This is a genomic window from Spirillospora sp. NPDC049024, from assembly GCF_040649235.1.
GTDB lineage: Bacteria > Actinomycetota > Actinomycetes > Streptosporangiales > Streptosporangiaceae > Spirillospora.
Genome location: NZ_JBEZFD010000016.1, coordinates 1 through 20883 on the forward strand (window position 1 = coordinate 1; position 20883 = coordinate 20883).

General features: G+C 70.1%; 8 protein-coding genes. 3 read left to right on the forward strand and 5 right to left on the reverse strand.

The genetic code is table 11. The features are described 5' to 3' along the window. Positions 1–88: 88 nt before the first annotated feature. From AB0C21_RS27350 to AB0C21_RS27370, 5 genes are all read right to left on the reverse strand, one after another. A complete protein-coding gene (locus tag AB0C21_RS27350; RefSeq protein WP_500208284.1) occupies positions 89–1801 on the reverse strand; it encodes a SulP family inorganic anion transporter in 1713 nt (570 codons plus the stop codon). An 11-nt stretch (positions 1802–1812) separates the two neighbouring features. Then, positions 1813–2145 carry an ArsR/SmtB family transcription factor gene (locus tag AB0C21_RS27355; RefSeq protein ID WP_500207974.1) on the reverse strand — a complete coding sequence of 111 codons (333 nt, stop codon included), beginning with the start codon at positions 2143–2145 and terminating at the stop codon, positions 1813–1815. Beyond that, positions 2145–2327 carry a DUF3073 family protein gene (locus tag AB0C21_RS27360; RefSeq protein ID WP_500207976.1) on the reverse strand — a complete coding sequence of 61 codons (183 nt, stop codon included), beginning with the start codon at positions 2325–2327 and terminating at the stop codon, positions 2145–2147. The genes AB0C21_RS27355 and AB0C21_RS27360 overlap by 1 nt, the downstream gene beginning before the upstream one ends. Before the next feature lie 153 nt (positions 2328–2480). Then, entirely contained in the window at positions 2481–16586 is a 14106-nt protein-coding gene (locus tag AB0C21_RS27365) for an amino acid adenylation domain-containing protein (RefSeq protein WP_500207978.1), read from the reverse strand. 113 nt (positions 16587–16699) lie between these two features. Beyond that, on the reverse strand, positions 16700–17626 hold the full coding sequence (locus tag AB0C21_RS27370; protein ID WP_500207980.1) for an AurF N-oxygenase family protein: 927 nt from the start codon (positions 17624–17626) through the stop codon (positions 16700–16702). Positions 17627–18214: 588 nt separating this feature from the next. On the opposite strand from AB0C21_RS27370, the gene AB0C21_RS27375 reads away from it, so the two are divergent. Genes AB0C21_RS27375 through AB0C21_RS27385 form a run of 3 tightly spaced genes read left to right on the forward strand, consistent with a single transcriptional unit; the run spans position 18215 to position 20879 of the window. Further along, the gene (locus AB0C21_RS27375) at positions 18215–19171 is read left to right on the forward strand and encodes an ABC transporter ATP-binding protein (protein ID WP_500208286.1); all 957 of its coding nucleotides are present in this window, start codon (positions 18215–18217) and stop codon (positions 19169–19171) included. Position 19172: 1 nt separating this feature from the next. Further along, positions 19173–19946, forward strand: coding sequence for an ABC transporter permease (locus tag AB0C21_RS27380; RefSeq protein ID WP_500207981.1), 774 nt, complete (start codon positions 19173–19175; stop codon positions 19944–19946). A gap of 60 nt (positions 19947–20006) precedes the next feature. Then, positions 20007–20879: an alpha/beta hydrolase gene (locus AB0C21_RS27385; protein ID WP_500207982.1), complete on the forward strand. Its 873-nt coding sequence runs from the start codon at positions 20007–20009 to the stop codon at positions 20877–20879. The last annotated feature ends 4 nt before the right edge of the window (positions 20880–20883 follow it).

A 20883-nucleotide genomic window follows, 5' to 3' on the forward strand; every position in this document is an offset into this window, starting at 1 on the left:
ACTCCAAGGTCCAGGTGATAAAAGTGCTCACTCACCAGCGGCTACCAGGCACCGAGTCTGCCAGCGGCGGCCGACCCGGTAGCTCCCATTAGGTGGACGGCTCAGGCGTGAGGACGGGCTGTTCCGCGGGGCCGTCGGGCGGCAGGACTCCGGCGGCCCGGAGGCGGGCGCGGGCATGGGCGATCGCTTCGGGGGTGGTCGGGAAGACCAGGCCGTCGCGGCGCAGATGCTCGGCGACGCCGAGGGCGGCCAGGATCTGGTCGTGGCCGGGTCTGACACCGGAGACCAGGACGGTGATGCCGCGGTCCTCCAGCCGGGTGATGGCGTCGCCGAGCACCCCGGCGCCCGTCGCGTCCAGCGCGGAGATCCGCGACATCCGCAGGATGACGAACCGGACGTCGCTCACCTCCGACAGCTCCAGCAGGAAGCGGTGCGCGGCGGCGAAGAACAGCGGGCCGTCGAAGCGGTAGGCGACGATGTGCTCGTCCAGGAGCCGCCGCTCCTCGGCGGTGTGGTCGCCGTCGCGATCGCCGTCCTTGAGGGAGACCTGGTCGAGCCGGCCGGAGGCGGCGACGGCGCGGAGCGCCACCACGACGGCCAGCGCGACCCCGACGGCCACCGCGGTGATCAGGTCGAACACCACGGTCACCGCGAAGGTCAGGACCAGCACGACCGCGTCGCCGCGGGTGGCCCGCGCGATCGCGCGCAGCGACCCGACCTCCACCATGCGGACGGTGGTGGCCAGCAGCACCCCGGCGAGCGCGGCCAGCGGGATGCGGCCGACCAGGCCTCCGGCGGCCAGGATGATGACGGCCAGCACGGCGGCGTGGGTGAGGGCGGCCAGCCTCGACCGGGCGCCGGCCCGGACGTTGACGGCGGTGCGGGCGATCGCCGCGGTCGCCGGCACCCCGCCCAGCAGCGGCGCGGCCAGGTTGGCCACGCCCTGCCCGAACAGCTCGCGGTCGGGGTCGTGCTTCTCGCCGACGCTCATGCCGTCGGCGACCGTGGCGCACAGCAGGCTCTCCAGCGCGGCCAGCGCCGCCACCGCCATCGCCGAGGGCAGCAGCGCCATCGCCGCGCCGGCGTCCAGGAACCCCAGGCTCGGCGCGGGCAGCCCGGCCGGCAGCGACCCGATGCGGGCGACGTCCAGGGAGGCGGCCTCGGCGACCAGGGTGGCGCCCACGATGCCGATCAGCGAGAACGGCACCGCCGGACGGACCCGGGCGCCGACGAGCATCAGCGCGGCGACCGCCACCGCCATGGCCGGGGCCGCGGCGGTGGGGCGCTGGGCGAACTCGACGGCGGCCTGCCCCGCGGCCCGCCACACCTTCTCCGCGTGCGGGCCGGTCACCCCGAGCGCGGCGGGCACCTGCTGGAGGGCGATGACCACGGCGATCCCGGCGGTGAAGCCCTCGATGACGGGGGTGGGCAGCAGCGCCGCGAACCGGCCCGCGCGCAGCGCGGCCATCCCCAGCAGGATGAGCCCGGCCATCAGCCCGACCATGAGCACGCCGTCGATCCCGTGCCGGGCGACGATCGGCGCGAGCACGACCGTCATCGCGCCGGTCGGCCCGGACACCTGCAGGTTGCTGCCGCCGAACACCGCCGCCAGCGTCCCCGCCACGATCGCGGTGACCAGCCCGGCCTGTGCGCCGAGCCCGGAGCTGATCCCGAACGCCAGCGCCAGCGGCAGCGCCACCACCGCCACGATCAGTCCGGCCGTCAGGTCCCGGCCCGGCGAGCGGCGCGCGGGCGTCCAGTCCGACCGGCGGGGCAGCAGCCCGCCCAGCCGCCGGACCATGGAGGCGGCGGTCACTGCGCCTCGGCCTTGAGCTCGGCCAGCAGCCGGCCCTGGTCGGCCAGCAGGTCGGTGAGGATCCGGCGGGCCGCGCGCATCAGCTCCGACACGTCCCCGCCGGCCAGCTCGTAGGTCACCGTCGCCCCTTCGCGGCGGGCGGTGACGATCCCGGCCCGGCGCAGCACCGCCAGCTGCTGGGACAGGTTGGACGCCTCGACCTCGATCGCCGCCAGCAGGTCACGCACCGGCATCGGCCGCTCGCACAGCAGCTCCAGCACCCGCACCCGCACCGGATGCCCGAGCGTCTTGAACAGCTCGGCTTTGGCCTGGTAGAGCGGAACCGGCATCAGCGCTCCCCGTCCTGGTCGTCGGTACCGCTCTGCGTCTCCTCGGCGTCGTCGGCGCTCTGCGCCGCGGAGGCGTCGACCCCCAGCTCCCGCCGCAGCCGCTCCAGATCGCCGCCCGCACCGCCGTACTTCAACCGGCGCGCGACCTTCGTCTGCTTCGCCTTAGCCCGCCCACGCCCCATGACGCCGCTCCCCTCGCTCGCGACCGCGCTCCCCGCACGACTCGACCCTGCCTTGCAAGGATAGCAAATTGAATAATTCTTCAATCTCTACTTCCGTCAAGGCCTGAACCGACAGGACCGGGCTCGATGGGCGGCGCGGAGGCGGTCAGGCGGTCACAGCTTCCGGCCGAGCACTTCGCCGATCTCCATGAGCGAGCGCGGGCTCGTCATGTGGTTGTGGTGACAGTCCAGCTCATGACCGTAGAACTCGCCGTCGACGAAGGGGTCCCAGGCGTTCGGGTCCCAGCCCCGCTCCTTTCTGCTGTGCCTGGAGCCGAAGAAGATCAGCGTCCCTCTGAACACTCCCGGCGTGAAGTCGCGTTGGAGTCGCTGGTTGAGCGCGAACATCCTGGTGAAGGCATCGATGGTTTCACGATCCACGCCCTGCGCACCGCCGACCGGGGAGTCGAGCAGCGTGCTGTCCAGCAGTCCGGCGCCATCGCCGAGGACGTCCGCCACCACGTCCAGCGCCCCGGGTCCGGCGGGATCGGCGGCGGCGTCCGGTTCCGGAAGGCTTGGATAGCTGTCGAGTATCACGACGGTCGCGACATCGGCGCCTTGCGCCTGCATCAGGGTGGCCACGAGGTGGGCCATCACACCCCCGAACGACCAGCCGAGCAGCCGGTAGGGGCCGGACGGCTGGACGGAGCGGATATGCCGGATGTAGTCGTCGGCCATCTCTTGGAGGCTGCCGGCCGGACGTTCCGTCCCCTTCAGCCCACGTGCTTGCAGGCCGTAGATGGGGACATCCTCATCGAGGTGCCGGAGTAGACCGGAGTAGGTCCAACTGATTCCTCCGGCGGGGTGCAGGCAGAACAGGGGAGGCCGGTTCCCTGTCCTCCGGATCGGCAGCAGGATCGCCAGCGGGTCTCCGTCCGGCTCGGCGTCGATCCGTGCGGCCAGGTCCGCGACGGTCGGCGCCTCGAACAGGTCCTGGATGGTGACTTCGACGTCCAGGGTGGAACGTATCCGGCCGACGAGCCGGGTGGCCAGCAGCGAGTGCCCGCCCAGGTCGAAGAAGCCGTCATCGATCCCGACCCCCTCCAGGCCGAGGGTCTCGGCGAACAACTCGCACAAGACCTGTTCCCTAGAGGTTCTCGGTTCCCGGCCCGTGGTCCCGGCGGAGAAGTCCGGTGCAGGGAGGGCTTTGCGATCCAGCTTGCCGTTGGGTGTCAGCGGGAATGCGTCGAGCTCCAGCACTGCGGCCGGGACCATGTGATCGGGCAGCGTTTCGGCGACCGCCTGGCGTAGCCGTGCCGGGGCGTGTTCGGCATCCGGTTCGGGCACGACGTACCCGACCAGTTGCCGGTCGCCGGGCCGGTCCTCTCGGACCGCCACCACGGCCTGCGCGACCCCCGGCTGTCGGGCGAGCACCGCTTCGATCTCGCCTGGTTCGATGCGGAAGCCGCGGATCTTCACCTGGTCATCGGCCCGGCCGACGAACTCCAGGTGCCCGTCCGGGCGCCACCGCACCAGATCTCCGGTGCGGTACATCCGCTCCCCCGGCGCCCCGAACGGACACGCCACGAACCGCTCGGCGGTCAGCCCCGGACGGTCCAGATAGCCGCGAGCCAGCCCGGCACCGGCGATGTACAACTCGCCGACCACACCCACCGGCACCGGCGACAACCCCGAATCCAGGACGAACAGTCTGGTGTTCCAGATCGGCCGCCCGATCGGGACGCTTTGCTGTGCGGTGCGTGGTGTGATCTCGACTCCGCAGACGTCGATCGAGGCCTCGGTGGGCCCGTAGAGGTTGTGCAGTTCGGCGTCGAAAACGTCCCCGAACCTGCGGGCGAGCTCCAAGGGCAGCGCCTCACCACTGCAGATCACCCGCCGCAGGCTCGGGCAGTCCTCCATGGACGGCTCCGCCACCGCCGCAGCCAACATGGACGGAACGAAATGCGCGGTAGTGACCCGTTGCGAACGGATGACATCGGCGAGGTAGGCCGGATCACTGTGTCCTCCCGGCCTGGCAAGTACCAGCGTGGCACCGGTCTGCAGCGGCCAGAAGAACTCCCATACCGACACATCGAAACTCGCGGGTGTCTTCTGCAGCACCCGGTCGTCCGCTCCAAGCGAGTACCGGTCCTGCATCCACTGCAACCGGTTCGCCAGCCCGGCATGGCTGCTCACCACACCCTTGGGCCGCCCGGTCGACCCGGATGTGTAGATCACGTAGGCGGGGTGCAGGGGGTGCAGCGGGCCGAGCCGGAGGGCGTCCGTCACGTTCTCCGCCGAGCGGCCCGCGAGTTCGATCTCGGTGGGCAGGGCGGTGAGCTGCACGACCGGTCGCGCGTCGTCGACCATGAACGCCAGCCGTTCGGCCGGATAGTCCCGGTCCAGGGGCAGGTAGGCGCCACCGGCCTTGAGGACCGCGAGCAGCGCCACCACAAGTTCCACCGAGCGTGGAAGCGCCACCGCGACGACCCGGTCAGGGCCCACACCCTGGTCGATCAAGTACCGGGCGAGCCGATTCGCCCGCTCATTCAGCTCCCGGTAACTCAGCTCGGTGTCTTCGGACACCACCGCGACCGCATCGGGCGACCGCTGCACCTGCGCCTCGATCGACTCCGGCACGGTCTCCAGACCCACGTCGTGTTCAGTGGCGTTCCACTCGACCAGCACCTGGCGGCGCTCATCGGGGCCAAGGACGTCCACGCTCCCGATCGGCCGGTCGGGGTTGGAGGCAACCGCCCTCAGAAACCGCTCGAATCGGGTGACGAGCTGCTCGACGGTCTCCCGCTCGAACAGATCGATGGCGAACTCCACCACGACATCGAGCCCCTCGGGCGCATCCCCCGTCGACGGGCGCTCCGAGCAACTGAACAACAGGTCGAACTTGGCGACATTCGCCTCTGCGGACCACGCGTCCGCTTCGATGCCGGGCAATTCGATCCCGGCCGGCGGCGTGTTGTCGAACGCGAGCATCACCTGGAAGAGAGGGTGCCGGCTCAGCGACCGCGGCGGGTTGAGGATCTCCACCAGGCGCTCGAACGGAACGTCCTGGTTCGCGAACGCCGCAAGATCGACCTCACGCACCCGCCGCAGCAACTCACGAAAGCCCGGATCACCCGAGGTGTCGTTACGCAGCACCAACGTGTTGACGAAGCACCCCACCAAATCGTCGAGCGCCTCGTCCGTGCGACCCGCGACCGGACTGCCGACAGGAACATCCGTCCCGCATCCCAGCCGCGTCAGCAACGCCGCCAACCCAGCCTGCAACACCATAAACAACGTCGCGTCGTTATCCCGCGCCAGAGCCGTCAACGCCTCATACAGCCCACCGTCCAGGGTGAACTGGACGGAATCCCCGCGATACGTCGCCACCGCCGGACGCGGCCTGTCCGCAGGCAAGTCGAGCTGATCAGGCAGCCCGGCCAGCGCCTCACGCCAATACGCCACCTGCCCACTGATCACACTCTCCGGATCACCCTCATCACCCAACAGCTCCCGCTGCCACAACGTGTAATCCGCGTACTGCACCGGAAGCAGCGACCACTCCGGAACCCGCCCGACCGACCTCGCCGCATACGCGGCCACCACATCCCGAGCCAACGGCGCCAACGACCAACCGTCCCCAGCGATGTGATGCACCACCAAGAGCAGCACGTTGTCGTGCGGGCCGAAACGGAACAACTCCGTCCGGAGAGGCCGATCGGCCGTCAGGTCGAAACCCCGACCTGCCGCACCTGCCACAGCGGTGGCGAGTTCGTCCTCGCTGACCTCGGTTACATCCAGTGCCGGGGGTCGCGCATCGAGCACCACCTGATGCGGGACACCCTCATGCTCCGGGAAGACGGTGCGCAGGCTTTCGTGCCGATCCACCACGTCGCGTAGGGCTGCGGCGAGCGCCGTCCGGTCAAGCGGGCCCCGCAACCGCAGCGCGACGGGAATGTTGTAGGTGGCACTGGGACCTTCCAGGCGGTTGAGGAACCACAGGCGCCGCTGCGCGAACGACAGCGGCACCCGATCCGGACGATGCCACGGCTCAAGAACGGGACGGGCCCGCCCCGCGCCGCCGAGCCTCCCCGCCAACTCCGCCACGGTCGGCGCCTCGAACAGGTCCCGGATCGCCACGTCGACACCCAGGGCCGAACGGATCCGGCCGACCAGCCGGGTCGCCAGCAGCGAGTGCCCGCCCAGGTCGAAGAAGCCGTCATCGATCCCGACCCGCTCAAGGCCGAGGACCTCGGCGAACAACCCGCACAACCTCTCCTCGCGAGCGTTTCGCGGTTCCCGGCCCGTGGCCGCGGCGGAGAAGTCCGGCGCCGGAAGCGCTCTTCGGTCCAGCTTGCCGTTCGGCGTCAGCGGGAAGGCGTCCAGCACCACCACCGCGGCCGGGACCATGTAGTCGGGCAGGACCTCGGCAGCCGCGCGACGCAACCGAGCAGGGTCGCAACCGGCGTTCGGATCGGGCACGACATAGCCGACCAGTTGCCGGTCGCCGGGCCGGTCCTCTCGGACCAGCACGGCGGCCTGCGCGACCCCCGGCTGCCGGGCGAGCACCGCTTCGATCTCGCCTGGTTCGATGCGGAAGCCGCGGATCTTCACCTGGTCATCGGCCCGGCCGACGAACTCCAGATGCCCGTCCGGGCGCCACCGCACCAGATCCCCGGTGCGGTACATCCGCTCCCCCGGCGCCCCGAACGGACACGCCACGAACCGCTCCGCCGTCAGCCCCGGACGATCCAGATAGCCGCGAGCCAACCCGGCACCGGCGATATGAAGCTCGCCGACCACACCCACCGGCACCGGCGACAACCCCGAATCCAACACGAAGAGTCTGGTGTTCCAGATCGGCCGCCCGATCGGGGGTCTCTCGTCACCGTGGCGCTGATCGGCATTCAGGTCGTCGGCGAACCATGCCGCCGCGTACACCGTCGCCTCGGTCGGACCGTAGATGTTCGCGATCCGGGCTTCGGGCCATGCCTCCCGGATCCGGTGGACCGTCTGGGCCTGCAGTGCCTCACCCGCCAGCGCGACGCACGCGGGCGACGTCTCCGGACGGCCGGACCTCAGGATCTCGGTCAGCGCGGACGGCACCGCACTCACGAGCCCCACCGGTCCGGCCGCACGTTCGGCCAGCTCAAGGACGTCCCGCACCACTTCGACACGACCGCCGACCATCAGCGGACAGAAGATCTCGAACACGGACACGTCGAAGTTCAACGAGGTCGACGCCACTACATGCGACAGTCCCGTCCGGCCGGAGGTCCCGGCCGCCCAGCCGCACAGGGCGACCATGTTGCCCTGGCCGACCACCACGCCTTTGGGCCGCCCGGTCGACCCCGATGTGTAGATCACGTAGGCGGGGTGCAGCGGGTGCAGCGGGCCGAGCCGGTCGGCGTCCGTCACGTTCTCCGCCGACCGGCCCGCGAGTTCGATCTCGGTGGGCAGGGCGGTGAGCTGCACGACCGGCCGAGCGTCATCGACCATGAACCCAATGCGTTCGGCCGGGTAGTCCAGATCCAGGGGCAGGTAGGCGCCGCCGGCCTTGAGGACCGCGAGTAACGCCATCACCAGCTCGACCGAGCGCGGTAGCGCCACCGCGACGACCCGGTCAGGGCCCACACCCCGGTCGATCAGGTATCGGGCCAGCCGATTCGCCCGCTCGTTCAACTCCCGATAGCTGGCCTTGGCGCCTTCACACACCACCGCGATCGCATCGGGCGAGCGCCGCACCTGCGCCTCGAACAACTCCGGCACGGTCCCCGGAACCACGTCGTGATCCGTGGCGTTCCACTCGACCAGCACCTTGCGGCGCTCGTCAGCACCGAGGACGTCCACACTCCCGATCGACCGGTCGGGATCGGCGGCGACCGCCCTCAGAAACCGCTCGAACCGGACCACGACCTGCTCGACGGTCTGTCGGTCGAACAGATCGGCGGCGAACTCCACCACGACGTCGAGGCCCCCGGGCGCATCATCCGCGGACGGGCGCTCCGAGCAACCGAACAACAGGTCGAACTTGGCGACATTCACCTCGGCGGCGTGGACATCCACCTTGACGCCGGTCAGCTGCAGTTCGGGCTCCGGGGTGTTGTCGAACGCGAGCATCACCTGGAAGAGCGGATGCCTGCCCAGGGACCGCGGCGGGTTGAGGACCTCCACCAGACGCTCGAACGGAACATCCTGGTTCGCGAACGCCGCAAGATCGACCTCACGCACCCGCCCCAGCAGCTCACGGAAACCCGGATCACCCGAGGTGTCGTTCCGCAGCACCAACGTGTTGACGAAACACCCCACCAGATCGTTGAGCGCCTCATCCCCACGACCCGCGACCGGACTCCCGATGGGAATGTCCGTCCCACACCCCAACCGCGTCAACAACGCCGCCAAACCAGCCTGCAACACCATGAACAACGTGACGTCACTGTCCCGCGCCAGAGCGACCAGTGCCCGATGCAAACCACTGTCCAGCGTGAACCGCAGGGAATCTCCGCGATACGTCGCCACTGCCGGACGCGGCCTGTCCACCGGCAGATCAAGCTGATCAGGCAGCCCCGCCAGCACCTCACGCCAGAACGCCGCCTGCCCACCGATCACACTCTCCGGATCACCCTCATCCCCCAGCAACTCCCGCTGCCACAACGTGTAATCCGCGTACTGCACCGGAAGCGGCGACCACTCCGGGACCCGCCCCGCCGACCTCGCCGCATACGCCGCCACCACATCCCGAGCCAACGGCGCCAACGACCAACCGTCCCCAGCGATGTGATGCACCACCACCAGCAACACGTGCTCGCACTCCGAAACCCGGTACGCATGGGCCCGCATCGGAAGCTCTTCGGCCAGGTCGAATCCCTTGGCGGCATCCGCCGCGAGCGCACGCGGCACCTGCGCCGCGTTCACCTCCGGCACTGCCAGCGCCATCCGCGCATCCGCACCGCCGCGCACCTCCTGGTAGGGCTCACCGTCCGCCTCCGGAAAGACGGTGCGCAGCGCCTCGTGCCGGGCCATCACGTCGTTCAGCGCGGACTCCAGCGCCTTCAGGTCCACGACGCCGTTCAGCCGCAGCGGAATCGCCATGTTGTAGGTCGGGCCAGGGCCTTCCAGCCGGTTGAGGAACCACAGGCGCCGCTGCGCGAACGACAGCGGCACCCGCTCCGGGCGACGCCGTGGCCGCAGCGCGGGCCGTGCCCCACCCGCGCGCTCAAGCACCTCAGCCAACCCCGCGACGGTCGGTGCCTCGAACAAGTCCCGGAGTGCGACTTCGACGTCCAGGGTGGAACGTATCCGGCCGACGAGCCGGGTGGCCAGCAGTGAATGCCCGCCCAGTTCGAAGAAGCCGTCATCGATCCCGACCTCCTCCAGGCCGAGGGTCTCGGCGAACAACCGGCACAGCGCCTGCTCGACGGCGTTCCGCGGCGCCCGGCCCGTGGCCGAGGCGGAGAAGTCCGGTGCCGGCAGAGCCCTGCGATCCAGCTTGCCGTTGGGCGTGAGCGGGAAGGCGTCCAGCATCACCACTGCGGCCGGGACCATGTGATCGGGCAGCGTCTCGGCAACGCCGCGACGCAGCCGGTCCGCCTCGCACTCGGCGTCCGGTTCGGGCACGACGTACCCGACCAGTTGCTGATCACCGGACCGCCCCTCACGCGCGACCACGGCGGCCTGTGCCACGCCCGCCTGGCGCGCCAGCACCGCCTCGACTTCGCCCGGTTCGATGCGGAAGCCGCGGATCTTCACCTGGTCATCGGCCCGGCCGACGAACTCCAACTCCCCGTCCGACCGCCACCGCACCAGATCCCCGGTGCGATACATCCGCTCCCCCGCAGCCCCGAACGGGCACGCCACAAAGCGCTCCGCCGTCAGCCCCGGACGGTCCAGATAGCCGCGAGCCAACCCGGCCCCGGCAATGTACAGTTCGCCGACCACACCCACCGGCACCGGCGACAACCCCGAATCCAGGACGAAGAGGCTGGTGTTCCAGATCGGCCGCCCGATCGGGACGCTCTCCTGCGCGGTCTGCGGTGTGATCTCGACTCCGCAGACATCGATCGACGCCTCGGTCGGCCCGTAGAGATTGTGCAGCTCGGCATCGAAAACGTCTCCGAACCTGCGGGCGAGCTCCAAGGGCAGCGCCTCACCACTGCAGATCACCCGCCGCAGGCTCGGACAGTCCCGCATGGACGGCTCCGCCACCGCCGCAGCCAGCATGGACGGAACGAAATGCGCAGTAGTGACCTGCTCCGAGCGGATCAGTTCGGCCAAGTAAGCCGGATCGGTATGGCCCCCCGGCTCGGCCAGAACGAGTGCGGCACCGGTCTGCAACGGCCAGAAGAACTCCCACACCGACACATCGAAACTCGCCGGCGTCTTCTGCAGCACCCGATCGTCCCCTCGAAGCGAGTACCGGTCCTGCATCCACTGCAACCGGTTCGCCAGCCCGGCATGCGTACTCACCACACCCTTCGGCCGCCCGGTCGACCCGGATGTGTAGATCACATAGGCCGGATGCAGGGGGTGCAGCGGAGCGGTCCGATCCGCGTCCGTCACGTTCTCCGCCGACCGGCCCGCCAACTCCGCGTTCGACGGCAGGGCGGTGAGCTGCACGACCGGTCCCGCGTCATCGACCATGAACCCGAGTCGTTCGGGCGGATAGTCCAGATCCAGCGGGAGATAGGCACTCCCCGCTTTCAGGACCGCGAGTAACGCCACCACCAGCTCGACCGAGCGCGGTAGCGCCACCGCGACGATCCGATCGGGGCCAACGCCTTGGTCGATCAGGTATCGGGCCAGCCGATTCGCCCGCTCGTTCAACTCCCGATAGCTGACCTCGATGCCTTCACACACCACCGCGACCGCGTCGGGCGAGCGCCGCACCTGCGCCTCGAACAACTCCGGCACGGTCCCCGGAACCACGTCGTGATCCGTGGCGTTCCACTCGACCAGCACCTTGCGGCGCTCGTCAGCACCGAGGACCTCCACACTCCCGATCGACCGATCAGGATCCGCAGCCACCGCCCTCAGAAACCGCTCGAAGGACGCCGCGATCCTCTGGACCGTCTGCCGGTCGAACAGGTCGATGGCGAAATCGATCACGCCTTCCAGGCCGCCGGTGTCCCCGCCGGGGGCAGCGCGCTCGGAAAGTCCGAACAGCAAGTCGAATTTTGCGACCTTGACGTCGATGTCCTGCAGTTCCACCTCGATGCCGGAGAGGTCGAGCCCGGCGATCGGCGTGTTGTCGAACGCGAGCATCACCTGGAAGAGCGGATGCCTGCCCAGGGACCGCGGCGGGTTGAGGACCTCCACCAGACGCTCGAACGGAACATCCTGGTTCGCGAACGCCGCAAGATCGACCTCACGCACCCGCCCCAGCAACTCACGGAAACCCGGATCACCCGAGGTGTCGTTCCGCAGCACCAACGTGTTGACGAAACACCCCACCAGATCGTTGAGCGCCTCATCCCCACGACCCGCGACCGGACTCCCGATGGGAATGTCCGTCCCACACCCCAACCGCGTCAACAAGGCCGCCAAACCAGCCTGCAACACCATGAACAACGTGACGTCACTGTCCCGCGCCAGAGCGACCAGTGCCCGATGCAAACCACTGTCCAGCGTGAACCGCAGGGAATCTCCGCGATACGTCGCCACTGCCGGGCGCGGCCTGTCCACCGGCAGATCAAGCTGATCAGGCAGCCCCGCCAGCACCTCACGCCAGAACGCCGCCTGCCCACCGATCACACTCTCCGGATCACCCTCATCCCCCAGCAACTCCCGCTGCCACAACGTGTAATCCGCGTACTGCACCGGAAGCGGCGACCACTCGACCGGCAGCCCATGGCAGCGGGCCGAATAGGCACCTGCGAGATCACGCCCCAGCGGTGCCATCGACCATGCGTCACCGGCGATGTGGTGCACCACCACCAGCAGCACATGGTCCTGTGGGCCGAGACCGAACAACTCGGCACGGAACGGAGGGTCCGCCAGGAGATCGAAGCCCCGCGCCGCGGCGTCAGCCATCATCCGGGGAAGGTCTTCCTCCTCGGCGCCGGCCGCCTCCAGCACGACCGGCTCCGCATCGAGCACCACCTGATACGGCTCCCCGTCGCTCTCCGGGAACACCGTCCGGAGGCTCTCGTGCCGGTGGACGACGTCGGCCAGGGCGGCGGCAAGCGCCGCACGGTCGAGGGGGCCTCGCAACCGCAGCGCGAACGGGATGTTGTAGGCCGGGCCGCCGCCCTCCAGGCGGTTGAGGAACCACAGGCGCCGCTGCGCGAACGACAGCGGCACCTTCTCCGGACGACGCCGCGGCTCCCGCACCGGCCGCGCCCGGCCGGCGCCGCCGAGCCTTTCGGCCAGTTCGGCGACGGTCGGAGCGCCGAACAGGTCCCCGATCGCCGCCTCGACGCCCAGCACGGACCGGATGCGGCTGATCAGCCGGGTCGCCAGCAGCGAGTGCCCGCCCAGGTCGAAGAAGCCGTCATCGATCCCGACCCGCTCCAGGTGGAGGATCTCGGCGAACAGCCGGCACAGGATCTCCTCGCGGGGAGTCCGCGGCGCCCGACCGGCCACCGCGGCGGAGAAGTCGGGTGCCGGCAGCGCCGCACGGTCCAGCTTCCCGTTCGACGTCACCGGCAACTCGTCAAGGACCACGAACGCCGCCGGGACCATGTGGTCCGGAAGCCGGGTCCCGGCGTGTGCGCGCAGGTCGTCGACGAGGCGCTCGGGGCTGCGCCACCGCGGGCCGTCGCCCCCCGGCTCGGGCGCCGGACGCACGGGGGCGTCGGGGCGCACCGCGTAGACGCAGTACACGCCGGTGCCCGCGAAGTCGGGGGCGGCCTCGACCGTCGTCCGGAAGCCGCGGTCGCGCAGCAGGCCGGTGACGGCGCCGAGCCGCCCGCCGATGTCGTGGACCTCGGCGACGACCTGCCGGACGATCGGCCAGTGCGCGGGCTCGATCCCGCGCAGGACGTCCAGCTCGCTCTTCTCCGCGTCTATCTTGAGCAGGTCGATCCGGGTGATGCCCTGTTCCCGGATCATCTGGGAGAGCGTCCGGACCTCGACCTCGACGTCCTCCCCGCGCAACCGCTCGGTCAGCAGCTCGGCGAGGACGCCGTCAGGCGCCTCGGCCTGCTCGTTGCGCAGGTACCGCTCCAGCATGCGGCGTTCCTCGCGCTCGTCCGCGAACCGCCCGGACAGCAGCGACATGTCCGGGTAGTAGGTGAACCGCGCGGTCCCCGCCTCCCGCCCGAGGCCGCAGGCGGTGACGGCGGCGTCGACGCCGTGCAGTTCCGCGTTGATCCGGAACATCTCGACCAGCTCGGGGATCGGTTCGAACGCGTGGACGCGGCAGCCCGGCAGCCGTGACCCGACGAACAGCGAGAACAGGCCGACGTGGCCGCCGACGTCGACCACACACGCGTCCTCGGGCAGCGCCACCCCGGCTCGCAGGTACTCGTTCCGCACGAAGATCTCGTCGTAGAGGAAGGCGGTGTTCGACGGGTTCCGGGCGCACACCGTCATGCCGTTGGGCAGTTCGTGGAGTTCCCGCCCGTCGAGCCGGCCTTCGCGCCGCAGGCGGCACAGGTTCGCGACCGCCGCGGCCGTGCGGCCCTCCGGGACGACGTACCCCACCAGCTGCCGCCCGCCCGCGGCGATCTCGCGGGCCGTCACCACGGCCTGCCCGACGCCCGGGTGGCCGGCCAGCACGCTCTCGATCTCGCCCGGCTCGATGCGCCGCCCGCGGATCTTGACCTGGTGGTCGGCCCGGCCGAGGTACTCGATCCGGCCCTCGGCGTCCCAGCGGACCACGTCCCCGGTCCGGTACATGCGGGTTCCCGGCGGCCCGAACGGGTCGGCCACGAACCGCTCCGCGGTCAGCGCCGCCCGGGCGACGTAGCCGCGGGCGAGCTGGTCCCCGGCGAGGTACAGCTCGCCCGCGACGCCCGGGGGGACCGGCGCCAGCCGCACGTCCAGGACGTAGAGGCGGGTGTTCCACACGGGACGGCCGATGGTGACCGGTCCGCCGCCGGGCGGGCACGGCGCGGCGGTGACGTCGACCGCGGCCTCGGTGGGGCCGTAGAGATTGTGCAGCCGGGCGCCGAGGGTCGCGTGGTACCGGTCGCGCAGGTGGTCGGGCAGTTCCTCGCCGCTGCAGATGACCTCACGCAGGCTCGCGCAGCCGGCCGCCGCGGGTTCCAGGAGGAACGCCTGCAGCATGGACGGGACGAAGTGCACCATCGTGACCCCGGCGTGCCGGATCAGTCCGGCGAGGTAGGCCGGGTCCCGGTGGCCGTCCGGGCGGGCAAGGACCAGGGCCGCGCCCGTGACGAGCGGCAGGAACAGCTCCCAGACCGACACGTCGAAGTCGAGCGGCGTCTTCTGCAGGATCCTGTCGGCCGGGGTCACCCGGTAGTGGTCCCGCATCCACAGCAGCCGGTTCACGATCGCCGCGTGCTCGACCGCGACGCCCTTCGGACGCCCCGTCGACCCCGACGTGTACAGGACGTACGCCGTGTTGGCGGGCGCCGGGGGCGTGAGGCGGTCGGCGGCGTCGCCGTCCGGGGCCGGCACGTCGGACGGGATGAGGGTCAGCAGCGGGCGGGCGTCGTCGTGAACGAACGCGATCCGGTCGGCGGGCTGGGCGGGGTCGATCGGCAGGTACGCGCCGCCGGCCTTCATGACCGCCAGCAGCGCGACCACCATGTCCGCCGAGCGGGGCAGGGTCACCGCGACCACGGTCTCCGGGCCCACACCCCTGGCGGCGAGGTGCCGCGCCAGCCGGTCGGCGCGGTCCACGAGTTCGGCGTAGGAAAGAGACTCGTCCCCGGACACCACGGCGGTCGCGTCCGGGGTGCGGGCCGCTTGCTCGTCGAACAGTCCTGGGAGTGTGGCGGCCGGTACGGGGTGCGCGGTGTCGTTCCAGTCCAGCAGGACCTTGCGGCGCTCGGCGGGGCCGAGGACGTCCACGTCCCCGATCCGCCGCCCGGGGTCCGCGATCGCCGACTCCAGTAGGCGCCGGAACCGGTCCAGGTGGCCGGCCGACTCCCGGTCGGCGCAGGCGGCGAGGTTCGCGTTGAAGTCGATCCGCATCCCCTTGAGGTCCGCCCCGTAGTGGACGGCCACCATCGTGTCGGTGATCGGGCCCGTCACCAGGTCGTGCGCGGTTGTGCCGTTGCCGTCGAACTCGACGTCGTACTCGAACGGCAGGATGTTGATTTCGGTGCCCCACAGCCTCGTGCCGTGGCCAGGCAGACCGCGGTCGCGGCGGATGTGCTCGGCCCGGTACCGCTGGTGCCGCAGGATCTGCCTGATCTCGCGCGACACCTGGTGGGTGAGGTCGGCGAAGGAGGTGCCGCCGGTGACCCGCAGGCGCAGCGGCAGAACGTGCGCCATCATCGACGGGGTGGCGCGCGACGCGCGGGTCTTGCGGCCGGTGACCGGCAGCCCGAGGACCACGTCGTCCTCACCGGACATCCGGTGGACGTACGCGCCGCACGCGGCCACCATCAGGGCGGGCCAGGCGGTGCCGATCTTTCGGGCGGCGTCGCGCAGCCGCGCGATGTCCGCGTCGGACAGGTACGTCGTGTGGCGGGTGAACCCGCTGGACGCGCGTCCCGGGACGCTCGGGCGGCCCGTCAGCGAGGCTGGCGCGGCCTCCTCCCCCACGCGCGCCGCCCAGAACCCGCGGTCGCGCTGGAACTGCTCCGACTCCTGATATGCCTTCTCCTCCTCGACGAGGTCGCGCACGGATCCGAACGTGGACGGCGGCGGGTCGCCGCCCTTCTTCAGGGCGGTGTAGATTTCGGCGGCCCGGGCGACGAACAGCGCGGCGCTGTAGCCGTCGATGACGATGTGGTGCGCCGTGAAGTAGAGAAGGAAAAGGCCGGGGGCCACCTTGATCAGTGCGGCTCGGAAAGGAGCTCCCGCGGCGAGGTCGAAGGGGCGGCGCTGGTCTTCCCGCATCCATGCGCCGGCCGCCCGTTCCGGGTCCGGTTCCGCGGTGAGGTCGAGGTAGGGCACCGGCCAGTCGTCCGACACTTCGATGATCTGGTGGACGCCGTCGTCGTCTTCCACGAAGCGGGCGTGGAACGACTCGGCCTCCATGCCCGCCCGCCTTATCGCGGCCTTCATCAGCCCGACGTCGATCGGACCCCGGATTTCGATGTACTCGCTGATGTTGAACATCGGGTCGCCGGGGTCCAACTGCTGTGCGTACCACACGGCGGACTGGGCCGCCAGTAATGGCAGACGCCGCACCTCGCGTTCCATGACCGATCAACCCGCCTTCGCGTGGAGGCGGCACAATGGCCGCATCGTGCCTCGTCGCTGAGCCAGATGACCGCGCCTGACGACCGGGCGCCGCCCCGGACGACTTGGTCGCCTCAGGCGGGTTCCGCGGCCTCGCTCCCACGGATGGACGGCAGGGTCGTCGCCGTTTCGGAGAGCAGACGGTGCTTGCGACCGAAAGCGATGACCTGCGCCAGTGCACGGGTCAGCACGTCCACGAGAACCGGCCCCTCGGTGACGCGGACCATGACGTGGTCTGGAATGCCGAACTCCTCCTTCAGCCGGTTTCCCGGCAGGAGGATTCGGGCGCCGAGCGCCCCGGTGAGGACGTTCATGTACCGGCCCAGTAACCGCCTGTCGGCGTCCGAAAGCGAATCCATGTGGGTGCGCAGCCAGGCCCGGGCGAACGACTTGTGCCGGGCCTCCTCGTCGACGTGGATCTTGAACAGCACCCGGAGGATCGGCGGGATCGGCTCCACTCTCAGGCGCCGCCGCTGGATGTGGTCGAAGATCTCCTCCCCGACCAGGGCCTCGGTGAACAGGATGTGCGGGAACGAGTTGGACGCCTTGATGAAGCGCCGGCGCGCCCGGTCCAGCCGACCGGGGAACGCCTCCGGATCGATCCCCGTCCGGTTGATGAACTCCTGGAACATCAGCGTGTGCTGCGTCTCCTCGGCGATCTCGTGGTACAAGTACGTGAGCTCGGGCGACCGGTTCGGCAGCGTCGCGGCGTACTGCAGGAGGCCCCGCTGCAGGACGTTCTCGAACTCGATCGCCATCTTGATCATGTCGGTGGTCTTGCCGAGGCCGATGCGGCGGCGCGTGGCGGGCGGCTGCCGCCGGTACCAGTCGTCCGCGCCGAGCGGGTCCTCCTCGGTGAGCTCCCACCCTGGATCGGACACGTCGACCGACATCTCGGGGTCGTCCCAGGCGATGTCCTTGAAGGCCAGGTACTGCTTGTTCGCCGAACTCCGGTTGAGCCGGTCCAGAAGTCGGTCATACGAAGCGACGGCATCGCTCACGTCTTCCCCCTCGACGTCGGATCGGATTTGACCGCCGCCCGGAAATCCGCGCTCACGACCGGGACGCGAACGAATCACCGATGAGCGCGCTCTCGGCGAACCGATTTCGGGGACTACACACAGTGAACCCGGCGTCCATATTCCCGGCACCAGGATCATGCACCCCGAAGATAGGCACGTGCCCCTCAGACTTGTCAAGAGGCGTTCTAAACAGGGCGTTCAACCATGACCTACGACAACGGTCAGCCACGCGACTCTGACGCGAAGTGTGAGAGCCGGTTGCGAAGCGTGTTCCGCCGCAGTTCAGATCGTTGCCGCATCGCCGTTCCCCGGCAACATCGCCCACTGGCAAAGCATGGCTCGCGCGCCGACGGAGAGGGTGGACGGAGGGCCTTGTTCCGATGGCCATTTCACGTGGCCGCCAGGGCAGCAAGGGTGTCGCACCCCGGCTCCGCGGCCGGATCCGCGGCGTGGGGTACCGGCTCTTGGCCGGAACCAAGGTTTATGTAAGACTGAGCGCGCAGTGATGAAGTGGCGGTTTTGACGATCCTGTGAAAACAACGCGAACTCTCACATTGGCTGGTGGCGATGCTCTCGCAGCACCCGGTTATCACGATCGTCGATGTGCGGAAATCGTATGATGGCGTCCCCGCGCTCCGCAGCGTCGACCTGACCGTATCGGCTGGCGAGATCGTCGCGCTGATCGGCCCCAACGGGGCGGGGAAGACGACCCTGGTCTCCATTATCGCGGGCCTCAGACGAGCGGACCGAGGCTCGGTACACATTTGCGGAGTGAACGTCGCCGACCATCCCGAGAAGGCCCGCAAGTTTCTCGGCCTCGCTCCTCAGGAATTGGGAATCGTCCCGGTCGTCACCGTCCGGGACAACCTCCGGTTCAGCGGGGAGCTCCACGGCCTGCGCGGGCGCGCGCTGACGGCGCGGATCGACGAGGTGGCCGAGCGGCTGCTGCTGACCCCGCTGCTCGACCGGACGGGACGCGGCCTGTCCGGCGGCGAGATGCGCAGGCTGCACACCGCGATGGCATTGCTGCACCGCCCGCCGCTGCTGCTGCTGGACGAGCCGACCGCCGCCGCGGACGTGCGGACGCGGCGGCGGATCCTCGACCTGGTCCGGGAGGCCGCCGCCGACGGCACCGCCGTGCTCTACTCCACGCACTACCTGGAGGAGATCGAGTCCCTCGACACCACGGTCGCCATCCTCGACCGCGGCCGGCTCATCGCCTGCGACCCGCCGCAGAAGATCATCGAAGCCCACGGCACGACGCTGATCGAGGCGGTCTTCGACGGGACAGCCCCGGACCTGGCCGCGCTCGGCCCGCTCGACGTCACCCGCGCCGGCTCCAGACTGTTGATCAACAACCCCGGTCCGGAGCTCACCGCCGGCCGGGTGCTGAGCGCTCTGGGCCCGGACGAGGCGGGCCGGCTCCGGTCGATCGACGTCGTCCGCCCGAGCCTGGAGACCGCGTTCCTGGCGCTCACCGGGAGGCGGTACGGGGCAAGCGGGACCGCCGGGAACGAGGTGTGAGGTGTCCGCACGAAGGACCATGGTGATCTTCCGCCAGGAGCTGCGCATCCTGCGCAGGGACCCGCTGCCCGTCCTCAGCCTGGTGCTGATGCCGCTCGTCTTGATGGCCTTCCTCCGGCCGGAGCGGGGCTTCGTCCTGGTCAACCAGGGGTACCGCGGCGCCAACGGCGCCGAGGAGGCCGTCCCCGGGATGACCGTGCTGTTCGCCTTCTTCCTCGTCTCGTTCGTCCCGTTCGCGTTCTTCCGCGAGCACGGCTGGGGCACCTGGGACCGGCTCAGGGCCAGCCCGGCCCGGCCCGCCGAGATCGTCCTGGGGAAACTGGCACCAGTGCTCGCCGTCGCGCTCGTCCAGCAGACGGTGCTGTTCGGCCTGGGCGCGGCGCTCTTCGACATGAGGACGCGCGGCTCACCCGTCGCGCTGATGCTGCTGGTCATCGCCCTGGCGTGCTGCCTGACCGCACTCGGCTTGATGCTCACCGCCGTCGTCCGTACGTTCCAGCAGGTCAACGCGATCGCCAATGTCGGCGCACTCGTCCTCGGCGGCCTCGGGGGTGCGCTGGCACCGGTCACGCTGCTCCCAGGCTGGGTCCGGGCGGTCGCGCCGGCCAGCCCGGCGTACTGGGCGATGCGCGGCTTCCGGTCGGTGGTGCTCGACAACGGCGGTATCGGCTCGGTGGCGCTTCCGGTCGCGGTCCTCGCCGCCTTCACGGCCGCCTTCACCGCGGTCTTCCTGGTCCGGTTCAGGTACGACGAGAAGAAGGTCTCGCTCGCCTGAACACCCGACCCGCAGGACGGCCCTGCGGTGATCTCCGAGACGAGTTCCAAGGGTGGTCGCATGACCGTGCGATGGTCGGCCGGGACGGTGGAACTGCCGGGCGCGGTGCGGTACACGCTCGTGACCGGATGCGAACCCACCGACCGGTGGCACGTGGAGGTGGCGGTCCCACCGGCCGCCGCGCGGGCCCGGCGGGAGCCCCTCCCTGTGCTGTATCTACTCGACGGTTTCCTGACGTTCCTGGCGACGGCGCAGATCGCGCAGAACACGCTGGCGTTCTCGCTGGGGCAACTGCGTCCCGTGGCCGTCGTGGGCATCTCGCCCGCCACCGCCGACCGCGCCGAACTGTTCAGCCGGCGCCCGCGCGACCTGACCCCCACGGCGGCAGAACCGGGATACCACCCCGGAAAGACGCTCTACGGGACCGGACGCGCCGGCGCGATGCTCGACCTGATCCGCCGGGTGATCGCACCGCGTTTGGAGGCGGTTCACCGGCTCGATCCGTCCGACCGAGGGCTCGCGGGCTTCTCCTTGGGCGGGCTGTTCACCTGCTGGGCGCTGGTGCGCCGCCCGGAAGGGTTCCGGAGGTTCCTGGCGGTGAGCCCGTCGCTGTGGTGGGACGACCACCTGCTCCTGGATCGTCACCGGACGCCCTTCGCCGCCCGAGATGCCGGCGACGTCTACCTCGCCGTGGGCGAGCGGGAGGACAGCCCCGATCGAAGTTGGCCCGTCATGCCCGCCGCGATGCGGCGATCCCTGTCGGGGCTCGACATGGTGGCCGATCTGGGCGCGTTCACCGAGCGGCTGCGCGACCATGAGGAGATCGACGTGCGCAGCGAGATCATCCCCGGTGAGCAGCACGCGACCGTATGGCCGGCCGCCGTGACCCGCGGCCTGCTGCACCTGTACCACACCACCCCGCCCCCGCCCTGACCCC

Coding starts and splice junctions, on each gene's coding strand:
- AB0C21_RS27375 (WP_500208286.1), top strand. CDS start 18,215: ATGCTCTCGCAGCACCCGGTTATCACGATCGTCGATGTGCGGAAATCG.
- AB0C21_RS27365 (WP_500207978.1), bottom strand. CDS start 16,586: ATGGAACGCGAGGTGCGGCGTCTGCCATTACTGGCGGCCCAGTCCGCC.
- AB0C21_RS27385 (WP_500207982.1), top strand. CDS start 20,007: ATGACCGTGCGATGGTCGGCCGGGACGGTGGAACTGCCGGGCGCGGTG.
- AB0C21_RS27360 (WP_500207976.1), bottom strand. CDS start 2,327: ATGGGGCGTGGGCGGGCTAAGGCGAAGCAGACGAAGGTCGCGCGCCGG.
- AB0C21_RS27350 (WP_500208284.1), bottom strand. CDS start 1,801: ATGGTCCGGCGGCTGGGCGGGCTGCTGCCCCGCCGGTCGGACTGGACG.
- AB0C21_RS27355 (WP_500207974.1), bottom strand. CDS start 2,145: ATGCCGGTTCCGCTCTACCAGGCCAAAGCCGAGCTGTTCAAGACGCTC.